General features: G+C 66.2%; 14 protein-coding genes, 1 pseudogene and 1 other annotated feature. Of the genes and pseudogenes, 12 read left to right on the forward strand and 3 right to left on the reverse strand.

The window, feature by feature from the left end:
• Nucleotides 1-18: 18 nt before the first annotated feature.
• A pseudogene (locus QUE68_RS17220) lies at nt 19-1,279 on the reverse strand (IS3 family transposase).
• Nucleotides 850-981: a sequence feature (AL1L pseudoknot), on the reverse strand. (Overlaps the previous pseudogene by 132 nt.)
• A gap of 391 nt (nt 1,280-1,670) precedes the next feature.
• On the opposite strand from QUE68_RS17220, the gene QUE68_RS17225 reads away from it, so the two are divergent.
• The 8 genes from QUE68_RS17225 (at nt 1,671) to QUE68_RS17260 (ending at nt 5,584) form a co-directional block, all read left to right on the forward strand.
• Nucleotides 1,671-1,841, forward strand: coding sequence for a CsbD family protein (locus tag QUE68_RS17225; RefSeq protein WP_284227297.1), 171 nt, complete (start codon nt 1,671-1,673; stop codon nt 1,839-1,841).
• 143 nt (nt 1,842-1,984) lie between these two features.
• A complete protein-coding gene (locus QUE68_RS17230; protein ID WP_284227298.1) occupies nt 1,985-2,224 on the forward strand; it encodes a hypothetical protein in 240 nt (79 codons plus the stop codon).
• A gap of 110 nt (nt 2,225-2,334) precedes the next feature.
• Nucleotides 2,335-2,736, forward strand: coding sequence for a hypothetical protein (locus QUE68_RS17235; RefSeq protein WP_284231011.1), 402 nt, complete (start codon nt 2,335-2,337; stop codon nt 2,734-2,736).
• A gap of 56 nt (nt 2,737-2,792) precedes the next feature.
• Nucleotides 2,793-3,269, forward strand: a complete 477-nt coding sequence (locus tag QUE68_RS17240) for an SRPBCC family protein (RefSeq protein WP_284227299.1) — start codon at nt 2,793-2,795, stop codon at nt 3,267-3,269.
• A 56-nt stretch (nt 3,270-3,325) separates the two neighbouring features.
• Nucleotides 3,326-4,042: a Clp protease N-terminal domain-containing protein gene (locus QUE68_RS17245; RefSeq protein WP_284227300.1), complete on the forward strand. Its 717-nt coding sequence runs from the start codon at nt 3,326-3,328 to the stop codon at nt 4,040-4,042.
• A 36-nt stretch (nt 4,043-4,078) separates the two neighbouring features.
• Complete coding sequence (locus QUE68_RS17250) at nt 4,079-4,501, forward strand: PPOX class F420-dependent oxidoreductase (protein WP_284227301.1); 423 nt, start codon at nt 4,079-4,081, stop codon at nt 4,499-4,501.
• A 47-nt stretch (nt 4,502-4,548) separates the two neighbouring features.
• On the forward strand, nt 4,549-5,049 hold the full coding sequence (locus QUE68_RS17255; RefSeq protein WP_284227304.1) for a DUF1942 domain-containing protein: 501 nt from the start codon (nt 4,549-4,551) through the stop codon (nt 5,047-5,049).
• A gap of 7 nt (nt 5,050-5,056) precedes the next feature.
• Nucleotides 5,057-5,584, forward strand: a complete 528-nt coding sequence (locus QUE68_RS17260) for a GNAT family N-acetyltransferase (protein ID WP_284227306.1) — start codon at nt 5,057-5,059, stop codon at nt 5,582-5,584.
• Nucleotides 5,585-5,588: 4 nt separating this feature from the next.
• Here QUE68_RS17260 and zapE read toward each other — a convergent pair whose 3' ends face one another.
• Nucleotides 5,589-6,623: a cell division protein ZapE gene (zapE, locus tag QUE68_RS17265; RefSeq protein ID WP_284235703.1), complete on the reverse strand. Its 1,035-nt coding sequence runs from the start codon at nt 6,621-6,623 to the stop codon at nt 5,589-5,591.
• Nucleotides 6,624-6,648: 25 nt separating this feature from the next.
• Between zapE and QUE68_RS17270 the strand changes: the two genes are divergently transcribed.
• From QUE68_RS17270 to msrB, 4 genes are read left to right on the forward strand one after another with little or no spacing between them, the layout of a single operon-like run.
• The gene (locus tag QUE68_RS17270) at nt 6,649-7,440 is read left to right on the forward strand and encodes a pyrimidine reductase family protein (RefSeq protein ID WP_284235702.1); all 792 of its coding nucleotides are present in this window, start codon (nt 6,649-6,651) and stop codon (nt 7,438-7,440) included.
• A gap of 29 nt (nt 7,441-7,469) precedes the next feature.
• Entirely contained in the window at nt 7,470-9,038 is a 1,569-nt protein-coding gene (locus tag QUE68_RS17275) for an alpha/beta hydrolase (protein ID WP_284227312.1), read from the forward strand.
• Between the two features lie 20 nt (nt 9,039-9,058).
• A complete protein-coding gene (gene aftC / locus QUE68_RS17280; RefSeq protein ID WP_284227313.1) occupies nt 9,059-10,345 on the forward strand; it encodes an arabinofuranan 3-O-arabinosyltransferase in 1,287 nt (428 codons plus the stop codon).
• Nucleotides 10,342-10,749, forward strand: coding sequence for a peptide-methionine (R)-S-oxide reductase MsrB (gene msrB / locus QUE68_RS17285; RefSeq protein ID WP_284227314.1), 408 nt, complete (start codon nt 10,342-10,344; stop codon nt 10,747-10,749). The genes aftC and msrB overlap by 4 nt, the downstream gene beginning before the upstream one ends.
• Here the strand turns inward: msrB and QUE68_RS17290 are convergent.
• Nucleotides 10,712-13,030 (reverse strand): putative bifunctional diguanylate cyclase/phosphodiesterase, encoded by a 2,319-nt coding sequence (locus QUE68_RS17290; protein WP_284235701.1) that lies wholly within the window; start codon nt 13,028-13,030, stop codon nt 10,712-10,714. The two genes, msrB and QUE68_RS17290, sit on opposite strands and share 38 nt — an antisense overlap.
• Between the last annotated feature and the right edge of the window lie 98 nt (nt 13,031-13,128).

Below are 13,128 nucleotides of genomic sequence, written 5' to 3' on the forward strand. Positions count from 1 at the left end.
TCCTGGTGGAGACTCTCGCTATTGGATTTCGACCAGGGGTTGGTCGGTCCGTTTCGTAGCGTAGAAGATGGCCTCGAACTCGGCGGGCGGTACGTCGTTCAGGTATCCGTGCAGGCGGCTGGTGTTGTGCCAGTGCACCCACCCGAGGGTGGCCAGCTCGACGTGCTCGACGCTCTTCCACGGCCCCGGGCGGGCCGGCCCGTAGATCAGTTCGGACTTGTAGTAGCCGTTCACGGTCTCGGCCAGTGCGTTGTCATAGCTGTCCCCGACGGTCCCGATGGAGGGCACCGCACCGATCTCGGCGAGCCGCTCACCGTACCGAATGGACGTGAACTGCGACCCGGCATCGGAGTGACATCGCAAGCCGCCCAACATGTTTCCACGTGACCACCGGGACATCTCGATCGCATCGAGCACCATCGTGGTCCGCATGTGAGATGCGACTCGCCACCCGACGATCATCCGCGAGTAGGCATCGACGATGAAGCAGACATAGGCCACCCCGGCCCAGGTCGGCACGAACGTCAGATCGGTCACCCACAGCTGATTCGGCCCGTTCGCGGTGAAGTCGCGCTTGACCAGATCGGGATGCCGCGCGGCGGCAGGATCGGGTTTGGTGGTCCGCACCCGCTTGCCGCGGCGGACTCCTTCGATGCCGGCGGCCCGCATCAGTCGGGCGACCTGATCGCGGCCGACGTCGTGCCCGTCACGGCGGGCGGCCTTCCAGAGCTTGCGGGCGCCGTAGACCCGGTAGTTGTCCTCCCATAGCGCCATCAGGGCTGGGCCCATGACGGCGTCGCGTTGGGCCCGCGCGCAGGGCGTGCGGGCCTTGTGCGCGTAGTAGGTGCTCGGGGCCACCTGCACCCCTGCTGATCGCAGGACGGTGCAGATGGGCTCGACCCCGAAGTCGACGCGATTCGCGTCGATGAAGGTGACTACTTCTTGTGTTGGCGGTCGAGCTCCGCCCCGAAGAAACTCGCTGCCCTCTTCAGAATCTCGTTGGCCCGCTTGAGTTCTCGGTTCTCTTGTTCGAGATCCTTGATCCGTTGCGACTCAACGGTGGACACCCCCGGGGCGTGGCCATCGTCGATGTCGGCCTGACGCACCCAGGACCGCACCGACTCGATCCCGTAGCCGAGCTGGCGAGCCACCCGCTGGACCGTCCCGTGATCGGTCCCCAACTCCGCGCGCAACGCCCGGACCATCCGCACCGCGGACGCCTTCTCCTCAGCGCTGTACCTACGTGTCGCGGCTTCCCGGGTGACTGTTCCTTCGGCATGACTCCATCCTCGTTTCCAAGGTCAGGAGCCTCCAGCATTTCCAGGCGATTCAGTAATGGCACTGCTAGGGCGGTTTGCAGTCGACTACAAGCCTCCCTAGCCCTTGATGGTTCCGACCCGCGTGCCACCAAGGGCGTCTCACTTCTCGGCGTCCGTCTGGCGATTCGCTCTTCTGGTCATCGCGGACGAAATAGCTGATCAAATGTGTAAATCCGTTCGCGGGATTCAGGCACTGGTTGACCGTCATGCGCCGCGGGTTTGACTTCGACGGGCCAGGAATGCTGATGAAACCCTGTGAAGCCCGACGGCAGCGTTTCGAAAACAACCACGAGGGCATACCACTGCCACGTTCGGACAATGGTTCGGACACACGAATGAGGAGTTGATTCCATGAGCGGTCTCGACAAGGCCAAGAACAAGATTGACGACCTGGGCGGCCACGCCAAGGAAGCCACGGGCAAGGCCTCCGGTGACAAGAGCACCGAGAACGAGGGCAAGGCCGATCAGGCCAAGGCGAACCTCAAGGACGCTGGCGAAAAGATCAAGGACGTCTTCAAGTAAGCACGCCTTCACGTCGGATATCGGCCTGCTGCCCCGTCGGGGTGGTAGGCCGATCTTCGTGACACCCCCGGTTGGCCGAAAAGACCCGACAATGCCCTGACGAACTGGTAAATTTGCCGACAGCGAACTATTCAGGGGACGACGTGACGGGTTTACTGCTATACGGCTACGTGGCTGGCTGGATCGTGACGTCCGTTCTCGTGGCCGTGTTCGCATGGCGCCTCCGGGACGAGACCGCCCCACCTCCGCACCCACGGTTGCTGGCCCTCCTCGCGGGAGCGGCCTGGCCCGTACTCATCGTGGCGATCGCCGAAGCTGGTGCGGTCGCAATCACCGCCGAGGTCCTGCACGATGATCAGCAACCGCTTCCCGTCGACGCTTGACGCCGACCCTCGACTATTTGCAAAGACCGTCTAAGCTGTTGCCTGTGTGGAAGAAGAAGGTAGCAGCGTCGGCGGCCCTCGTCGTCGCCGTCGTCGGCGGGACGCCCGCTATGGCCGGCGCCGATCCTGGCACGCCAGCCCCGACTCCCCCTGCTGCTCCGAAGACCACGATCGACGCCGACGGCACCTACGCCGTCGGAACCGAGATCGTTCCTGGCGTGTACAGCACCGCCGGACCCATCGGCGAGGGCGCCTGCTTCTGGAGGCGCATCGGCAATCCCGACGGCGCCACCCTGGACAACGCGCTCACCAAGAAGCCGCAGACCGTGCAGATCGATCCGACCGATGCGTCCTTCAAGACCAACGGCTGCCAGCCCTGGCAACTGACCGACGGCGCAGCGCCGCCGCCCCCTTCGGGACTGGCGCCGGCGCTGGCGGGTCTGCAACTGCAGGCCTGGATGGCCCAGCTCAATGCCAGGGCAGCGGCGTCCGGCCAAGCTCCCCCGCCCTGACGCGGGTGACGGGATCCGGCCACACCGGGATCTCTTCGTCTGACACCATCGACGGTATGGCCGACCGCATCGAAGTACAGCGCACCATCGCCGCATCACCCACCGACGTCTTCGCCGTTCTCTGCGATCCCCAGGGTCACGTCGCGATCGACGCGTCGGGGATGCTGCAGAGCGCCGACGGCGAGACGGTCACCGCAGTGGGCGACAGCTTCGTCGTCCACATGGATCGCGAGTCGCTCAACGACTTTCCGATGGGCAAGTACGACGTCACCGTGAACATCACAGAGTTCGAGAAGGACGCGCTGATCGCGTGGACCATCCTGGGCCAAATCCGACCGCAGATCGGCCATGTCTACGGGTACCGCCTGGCGCAGGACGGTGACGCCACCGTCGTCACGTCGTTCTACGACTGGTCCGACATCGATCAGCAGTGGCGCGACGCCAACATCTTCCCCGTGATCTCCGAGAGCGCACTCCGCGCCACGCTCGGCATCCTCGACCGCACCGTGCGCCGGGGCTATCCACGAGGCTGAGGTCCCGTCGTCAACCAGTGGTTGACGCACGCGGCCCGTCAACCTAACGTTGACGCATGAGCCAGCCCCTCAAGATCGCCCACCCCGTCCGACTCGACGACCTCATCGACGCCATCAAGAACGTCCACGACGAACCGCTCGTCCAACTCGAGGACGCCGTCCTCACCGCGGAGTCACTCGGCGAGATCTCCGACCACCTCATCGGCCACTTCGTCGACCAGGCCCGCCGCTCCGGAGCGTCATGGACCGAGATCGGCAAGTGCATGGGCGTGACGAAGCAGGCCGCTCAGAAGCGCTTCGTCCCCAGGCCAGAGGCCAACCCGCTGGCAGCTGGCGACGGTTTCAGCAGGTTCACCCCGCGGGCCCGCAACGTCGTCGTCGAATCTCAGAACGCGGCACACTCCGCGGGAAACGACGAGATCACCCCGGCGCATCTTCTGCTCGCGTTGTTCGTCGACCCCGCATCGTTGGCCGCCCGCCTTCTCGCCGGGCACGACATCGGAGCCGACGATGCTGCGGAGGTCGTGGCACTTCCGCCCCGGGTCGCCGACGTGCCCGCTTTGATACCCTTCAACGGCCCAGCCAAGAAGGTGCTCGAGCTGACCTTTCGCGAGGCAGTTCGCATGGGGCACAACTACATTGGTACCGAGCACGTCCTGCTGGCGCTACTCGAGGCCGAAGGTGACGACGGACCGCTGCGCCGCCTGGGCCTCGACAAGGACGGCATCGAAGCCGAGATCACCGACGTGCTCCGCTCCCTGACCGACCAATGAGGGAATGAAACGGGCTCCGGTGCGGTAGGAGAATCTATGAAGATCGACGATTCCGCCCGTGCACTCATCGGTTCCGGGGCCAATGCCACCCTCGTCACTCTCAACCCCGACGGCAGTCCCCAGGTCTCGGTGGTCTGGGTTGCCCTGCAGTCCACGCCGGAGGGCGACGAACTCGTCAGCGCCCATCTCAGCGAGTACAAGAAGACCCGCAACATCCGCCGCGACGGACGGGTTGCCGTCACCATCCTCGGCGCCAGGGTGCCCGGTCAGCAGACGCCGTACCTGTCGATCAGCGGCACGGCGCGCATCGTCGAGGGCGGCGCGCCGGAGCTCCTCACCGAGTTGGCCGAGGTGATGCTCGGCTCGAGTGAACACTTCCCGCCGGCCAACGCTCCCGCAGGTTTGCTGACCAGGATTCGGATCGACTCCGTCGGAGGCGTCGGACCCTGGGCGTCCTGACCCTCGATCGTCCCCTCGGCAACCTGTGGTGTGCGATCATGCGAGGCATGCGTCGCTGGTTCGTGATGGTCGTTGCCGGAATCGCGGTGCTGGCGGGGGTCCTGGCCGCACCCGCCCCGAGGGCGTCCGCGGTGTCGCCGATCGGCAGGCTGGGTGAGGTGTTGCACGTCGATTACATGAGCATCGTGGCCGACGTCGCGGTCACCAGCGTGGATCTGGTCGACGTGCCACCGGGATTCGGCTATCCCCCACGCGGCCCGCGCTATCAGGTCTACCGCGCGAACGTGACCGTCCACGTCATCAAGGCGCCCAATCCGTTCATTACTTCGATCGTCTTCGACTTCAACGGGGTGACCCCCATCGCCGACGCCTACAAGGTGCGAAACACCGACGCACCCGACGACCTTCGCGCCGTTCTGCAGAACGCACCTCCGGGTTCGACGGTCAGCGGCGGCGTGTACTGGGACGTCTACCGCGACCTCGTCACCAATGTCGTGCTCCTCGACAAGGTCACCGGTACCCACCTCGCTCAGTGGAACCTGTACTGACACCTGCATGCCCGTCTCGGTGACCACGGCCGTCGAAGCCGACCTTCCCGAACTCGCCACCATCGCCGCCCGCACCTTCCCGCTGGCCTGTCCCCCGTCGGTAGCGCCCGCAGACGTCGCCGCGTTCATCGCCGAGAATCTGTCGGAGATCCGCTTTCGCGAGTACCTCGCCGATCCCGACCGGGTGGTGCTGACAGCGCGCGACGGTCCAATCCTGGGCTACGCCATGCTGATTCGGGGCGTCGCCGACGACGCCGACGTGCAACGGGCGGTGCCGATGCGTCCCGCGGTCGAACTGTCCAAGATGTACCTGATGCCCGACGCACACGGGGCAGGCGTGGCGGCCGCCATGATGGCCGCGGCACTCGACGCGTCCCGCGCACTCGGGGCGGCCTGCGTGTGGCTGGGCGTCAATCAGGAGAACCGACGTGCCCAGCGCTTCTACGCCAAAGAGGGGTTCACCACCAGCGGCACCAAGACGTTCCGGCTCGGCGGACACATCGAGAACGACTACGTGATGGTGCGCCCGTCGTAGCGACTCAGTGTCCGCCAGCGGCGGTCAGGGCCAGCAATCGCGACGTCGCGCGAAGGTACTTCTTGCGGAACCCGCCCGCCAGCATCTCCTCGCTGAACACGGTGTCCAGCTTGGTGCCCGAGGCCACCACCGGTATGCCTGCGTCGTACAGGCGGTCGGTCAGCGACACCAGCCGCAGTGCCACACTTTGATCGTCGAGCGGATGCACGCCGGTGATGAAGACCTCGGTGATACCCTCGATCAGCGCGTGATACCTCGACGGATGCATGGTCGCCAGGTGTGCGCACAGCGCGTCGAAATCGTCGAGCGTCGCACCCGCCACATCGGCAGCCTCGGCCCGTACCTCGGCATCCGACGGCGGCACCGGCGCCGGGGGCAGATCACGATGACGATAGTCCGGCCCCTCGATCCGCACGGTGGTGAAAATGCTTGCCAGCGTGTTGATTTCACGCAGAAAGTCCTGTGCCGCAAAGCGGCCCTCGCCGAGCTGTTCGGGCAGGGTGTTCGAGGTCGCCGCAATGGACACACCCCGCTCCACCAGAGCCGACAGCAGCCGCGAGATCAGGGTCGTGTTGCCCGGGTCGTCGAGCTCGAACTCGTCGATGCACACCACCACGTAATCCGACAGCAGCTCGATGCACTCGACGAAACCGAACACACCGGCCAGCTGGGTCAGCTCACCGAACGTCGCGAAGGCGGTGGGGCCTGCGTCGGCCGCAGCCAGCGCGTAGTAGCTCGACGCCAGGAGGTGCGTCTTGCCGACGCCGAAGCCACCGTCGAGATACACCCCCACACCGGGTAACACCTCACGCCTGCCGAACAGCTTCTTCTTGCCCGCCCTCTGCTGCACGGCCTGGTCGCAGAACGCCTGGCACGCCTGGACGGCAGCGGTTTGCGACGGTTCGCTCGGGTCGGGTCGGTAGGTGTCGAAGCTGACCTCGGCGAAGGTGGGTGGCGGCACCAATCCCGCGATCAGCCGCTCGGGCGTCACGCTCGGATGCCGATCGGTCAGATGCACTGCACCGCTGGCCCCAGACATGAAGGCACTGTATCGACGTGCTGCAATGGTCAACGTGTCCGATCCCCTCGCTGCGACAGAGCTCACAGAGCTGGGCCCGTTAGGCGACCGGTTCGACACCGACGACGCGCGGCTGGCCGCGTTCTACTCCTATCCCGATCAGCTCGACCGCTGCTGGGTGCGGGCCAACATGATCGCGAGCCTGGACGGCGCCGCCACCGATGACGGCAGGTCCGGCGGTCTGGCCGGCGCCTGCGACCGAATCCTGTTCGCCCGCATGCGCCAAGAGGCCGACGTCGTTCTGGTCGGGGCGTCCACCGTGCGCATCGAGAACTATTCCGGCGCGAAGATGTCCGCCGTCGAACGCCAGGAACGGCAACGCCGCGGACAGGCCGAGCTGCCGCCGATCGCCGTGGTCACCCACAGCGCCGATTTCGAACACGACGCCAAGATCTTCACCCGCACCGAGATCCCGCCGCTGATCATGACCTCCCGGGATTCCGTCGCGGAGGCCCGCAGACGCTTCGGCTCGGTCGCGGAGGTCCTCGATGCCTCCGGCGACCAGACCGATAGCGTCGACCTCGCGGTGGTGCTGAGGCTCCTCGCCGAACGGGGGCTGCTGCGGGTCCTCTCCGAAGGCGGACCGTCCCTGATCAACCTGCTCCTCGAAGACGGCCTCCTCGACGAGCTCTGCGTCACGATCGCCCCGATGCTCGTCGGCGGGTCCGCCCGCCGCATCTCCACCGGTTCGGGCGAGGCCCATACCCGCATGCGGCGAAGCCACCTGCTGAGCGACGACGAGGGCTACCTCTACACGCGCTACGTCAAGGACGAGTGACCCCGCGGGTGATCGCTAATGTGGTGACCATGCGTCGGCATCCCCAGCTGCTCAGGGCCTTCTGTCTGCCCGTCCTCGCGGCTGTCGTGCTCGCCGGCTGCGCGCCGGGCCTCGCCGCCAACCCCCGTTTCGCCACGGATACGGGCGCCGGGCCGCAGGGCGCGCCGGAATCCACACCCGTCGCCTCGGGACCACCACCCATCGAAGCGCCTAAGAACGACCTGCAGTGGCGGGACTGCACGGCTCGGGTATTCAGCGAGGCCACCGTCACCGCCGTCCCCGGCGTGACCCTCGATTGCGCCAGCTACGACGCCGACCTCGACTCGATCAATGGCGCCACGGGAACCATCAGCATCGGCGTGATCCGCGCGAAGTCCGTCGCCACGCCCGCGGACGCCGGCCCCCTGGTGATGACGACGGGAACGGACCTGCCGTCCTCCGCCCAGCTGCCGGTGTGGCTCTCCCGCGGTGGCGCCGACGTGCTCAAGACAAACCCGGTGGTCGCCGTCGACCGTCGCGGCATGGGAACGTCGAGCGACCTGGACTGCCGTGACCTGTTCAGCCGCCAGGAGATGCTCGACCAGGCCCAGTTCGAATCCGGTGACGACCCGGTCGCCAACCTCAGCGCCATCGTCCAGACGGCAACGACCAGCTGCACCGACAGCATCGCTCCCGGCGACTCCTCCTACGACAACGCGCACGCCGCCGAGGACATCGAACGGTTGCGCAGCACGTGGGAGTCCCCGACGATCGCCCTGCTCGGTGTCGGCAACGGCGCTCAGGTCGCGCTGGCGTACGCCGGCGCGCACCCGAACAAGGTCTCCCGCCTCGTGCTCGACTCACCCCTGCCGCTCGGCATTTCCGCCGAGGCGCGAGCCGAACAGAAGGTCAAGGGCCAGCAAGCCGCGTTGGCTGCCTTCGCCACGCAGTGCGTCGCCTCGAACTGCGCGCTCGGGCCCGATCCGCGCGGCGCGATCAACGCCATGCTGACCAGCGCCCGACAGGGCACCGGTCCGGGTGGCCTCTCGGTAGCGGCCCTCGCAGATGCCATCACCACCGCGCTGGCGTTCCCCCGAGGCGACTTCGTGAGTTCGACCGCCGCCTTGGCGAGCACGCTGGCGGCCGCCCGCGGCGGTGACGTCACCCAGCTCCTCGCCCTCGTCACCGAAGCGGAGACATTGCGCGAGACGGACGGTCAGTTCGTCAACACCTGCAGCGATGCGCTCAACCGGCCGACACCCGACCGGGTGCGCGAACTCGTCGTCCAGTGGGGAAAGCTCTACCCCGAGTTCGGCACCGTCGGCGCCCTCGACCTGGTGAACTGCCTCGCCTGGCCTAGCGGATCGACACCACCCGACCCGCAGAACCTGAAGGTTCCCGTGCTGCTGCTCGGCGTCCAGAACGACCCGATCGTCGGCAACGAGGGCGTGGCCGCCGTGGCGGCGACCATCATCAACTCCGGTGCCGCGAACCGGCGCGTGATGTGGCAGGGCGTCGGCCACGGCGCCAGCATCTACTCGCCGTGCGCGATCCCGCCCGTGCTGTCCTACCTGAGCACGGGCAAGGTACCCGAGACCGACACGTACTGCCCCGCCTAACTTGCCGCCCATGACGTCCGGTGTACGGTGCGCTGGTGGCGGTACCTGACACCCTGTTTCGCGCCTTCCGGCCCCGCACCTCCGCGCCGACTGCGGCGACCGTCTTGCGCTCGGTGCTCTGGCCCGTGGCGATCATGTCGATCATCCATCGCAGCTACGTGCTGGCGACCAATGGCTACATCACCGACGACTTCGGACCGGTCTACCGGGCGGTCGTCAACTTCAAACTCGGCCTCGACATCTACAACGAACACTTCGACCAGGTGGATCCGCACTACCTGTATCCGCCCGGCGGAACGCTGCTCCTCGCGCCGTTCGGCTATCTGCCCGTCGATGCCTCCCGGTACTGGTTCATCACCTTCAACACCATCGCGATTCTGCTGGCCGCCTACTTCCTGCTGCGGCTGTTCCACTTCACCCTGGCGTCGGTCGCCGCGCCCGCACTGCTCCTCGCGATGTTCTGCACCGAGAGCGTCACCAACACGCTCGTCTTCACCAACATCAACGGCTGCATCCTGCTGTGCGAGGTGTTGTTTCTGCGCTGGCTCCTGGACGGCAAGGTCAACCACGAGTGGCTGGCGGGCATCGCAGTCGGCCTGACGCTGGTGGTCAAGCCGTCCCTCGCTCCGCTGTTGCTGCTCCCGCTGTTGAACCGGCAGTGGCGAGCCCTGATCCCCGCCTTCGGTGTCCCACTGCTGTTCAACGCCGCGGCATGGCCGTTGGTCAGCGATCCCATGGGTTTCGTGCGCAACACGGTGCCCTACATCTTCTCCGTCCGGGATTACTTCAACAGCTCCATCCAGGGCAACGGCGTCTACTACGGGCTGCCGACCTGGCTGATCCTGCTGCTGCGGGTCGGCTTCCTGGCGCTGGCGATCGCCAGCCTGTGGCTGCTGTACCGCTACTACCGCACCCGCGACCCGCTGTTCTGGATGGTGACGTCGTCGGGCGTGCTGCTTATCGCGACGTTCCTGGTGACCTCACTGGGCCAGGGCTACTACTCGATGATGCTGTTCCCGTTCCTGATGTCGGTGGTGCTGCCAAACTCCGTCATCCGCAATTGGCCGGCCTGGTTGGCGATCTACGGATTCATGACGATGGACCGCTGGCTGTTGAGCCACTGGCTGACGACCGGTCGCTACTTCGAGTACATGAAGATCACCTATGGGTGGTCGCTGATGCTCGTAGTCGTATTCTGCGTGCTGTACTTCCGCTTTCTGGATGCGAAGGCGGACGGACGCCTCGACGAGGGCATCGACCCGCCATGGATGACGAAGGGTCTCCGCCGCGCTAGCGTTGAGGTATGACCGCTCCGAAAGTTCAGCTGACCAACGACGAGTGGCGCCAGAAGTTGACGCCGCAAGAGTTCGCGGTGCTGCGTCAGGCAGGCACCGAGCGTCCGTTCGTCGGTGAGTACACCGACACGAAGACCGAAGGCATCTACCAGTGCCGCGCGTGCGGAGCCGAACTGTTCCGGAGTACCGAGAAGTTCGAATCCCATTGCGGCTGGCCATCTTTCTTCGACCCGGCCGACTCCGATGCCGTGATCCTCAAGACCGACGACTCGGGTGGCATGCACCGCGTCGAGGTGTTGTGCGCCAACTGCCACAGTCACCTCGGTCACGTCTTCGAGGGCGAGGGCTACCCCACGCCGACGGATCAGCGCTACTGCATCAACTCGATCTCGCTGACACTGGTGCCCGCAACGTAGGCCTGCGGAGCATTTCACGAAGCCCGTCGGCGGTGAGCGGGTGGCTGAAGTAGAAGCCCTGCGCCACGTCGCATCCGTAGTCGCGGAGCATCGTCGTCGTCGCTTCGTTCTCCACGCCTTCGGCGACGATCGTCATACCCAACTGGTGTCCCAGATTCACCACTGAGCGGACGACGGCCGCTGCTCTCGGGTCGACCACGATCGGTGCGATGAACTGCCGGTCGAGCTTCACCTCGTCGATCGGCAGTTTGCACAGGTACCCCAGCGCCGAGTACCCACTGCCGAAATCGTCGATGGCGACCCGTATTCCGGACGCCCGCAGGGAGTCGAGCACCTGCCGCGTGCGTTCGACGTTGTCCAGCAAGAGGTCTTCGGTGATCTCGATCGTCAGTAGGTCCGGACTGAGCCCATGCTCGTCGAGTAAGCGCAGGGTGCGGTCCGGCAAGGTCAGGTCGCAAAGCGACGGCGCGAACATGTTGACGGCCACGGGGACTCGGAAGCCGTCGGCCTGCCAGCCGACCGTATCGTCGAGGGCCCGCGCCATCACGAGGTCGGTCAACGACTTCATCAGCCCGTGTTCGCGGACCAGTGGCAAGAACTGATCCGGCGCGAGCAGCCCGCACTCCGGGTGCGGCCAGCGGACCAGCGCTTCGGCGCCGACGAATGCGCCGTCGCGGAGCGCGAACTTGGGCTGATAGAGAAGGCTTAGTTCGGCATGGTCGATCGCGTGGCGGAGTTGGCCCAGGAGCCTCACGGTGCTCGTGCCGGTGTTGCCCGCACCGACCCATTCGGTGTCGCCGTGTGGGACCAGGTGCATCTCGGGATCGAAGGTGTGGACCCCACCCGTGCGCGAGCGCTTCGCGGAATACATCGCCACGTCGGCGTGCTTCAACAGCGCTGAGGCCGAGATCTCCGTGTCGTCGGCGACCGCGAGGCCGATACTGGGCCGGAGCAACAGATCGTGTCCGTCGATGAGGAACAGCTCGTCGAAGGACGCCATCAACCTGTGCGCTACCCGCCGGGACTGTTCGATCTTGCCCTCTAGCAGCACGGCGAACTCGTCACCGCCCACCCGCGCGACGGTGTCGCCGGTGCGGACGCATCCCACGATTCGTTCGGCGACGAGCACCAGCAGCTGGTCCCCGGCGGGATGCCCGAGGTTGTCGTTGACCAGCTTGAAGTCGTCCAGATCCAGCGAGAGCACGGCGACCGCTCGGCCCTCCCGGACGTGAAACTGCATGGCGTGCGAAAGGCGGTCGTTGAACAACGCCCGATTCGCCAACCCGGTCAGAGGGTCGCGCATGGCCTGTTCGGCGACGACGACGAGGAGTCGGCGGTTCTCCGCGACGACGAAGAACTGCCGCAACAGCACGGCCACGACGAGCACGATCGTCGAGAAGAAGAGCGCGGCCATTTCCGGTTGCCGAAGGTTCGTCGGTGCGCAGACCACACCGGCGATCGCGATCGGCGCGTACGGCAGGTAGGTGGCCCATCGCGGTGGCACGCGGACCGTCGACGACTCGGTCACGGGTTCTCCGATCGCGCAGAGCGCCGCCGCACCAATCGCCAGAAGTCCCACGAGATAGCCGATGTCGACGACGCGGCCGATCTGCTCCTCGTAGAGGTCACGCGCCGACAGGTAGACGAACAGGCTGTCCGCGAGCGCCATGACGATCACGCCGAGGGTCAGCACGGTCAGCGTCCGGCGCTGTCCGGAGCGGGCCCGCGCGAGCACCAGCACTGCCATCGTGATCACGATGACGTCGGCGATCGGGTACGCGAGCGACAGCCCGAAGGCGAACGCGGTGGTTCCGCCCGCCGCGTAGACGTCCCGAAGCACCACCACCCAGGAGATCTGGAACATGGCGGTGGCGGAGATCAGACCGTCCAGCAACATCCGGGCGCGGGAGTGTCCGGCGTGGCCGACGGGATACACGGCCAATCCGACGCAGACGCCGACCGGGAACATCAGGTAGCCGACGTCCGCCAGGGATGGGAACGGCGGATCGTCCGCGACGAGTTCGAGGTAACCCCACACGAGCGAACCGAGGAGCCACCCCGCCAGACCGATGCCGATGCAGCCCCAGGTGAGGCGCCTGCGACCGGTGGCGCCGCGTGCCGCGAGGCCCGCGCAGACCGTGGCGAAAGCCCCCAGGACCACACAGCCGAGGTTGGTCACGATGTCCAAGGTCGGGTCCCCACCCCACCCGGCGATGAACCACGCGGAGAATGCCACGGCGACGACGGTGGCGGTAGCCACCACCCACCAATTCTTCCCCATCGGGCGATGTTAGCAATCGGGGAAAGGGTACGAAACGGGATCGACCGTTTTCTTAACCAGCCGACAATGACGTGACTCGCCTACCGCCGCCCCGAAAC

The sequence above is a fragment of the Mycolicibacterium sp. TUM20985 genome, from assembly GCF_030295745.1.
GTDB lineage: Bacteria > Actinomycetota > Actinomycetes > Mycobacteriales > Mycobacteriaceae > Mycobacterium.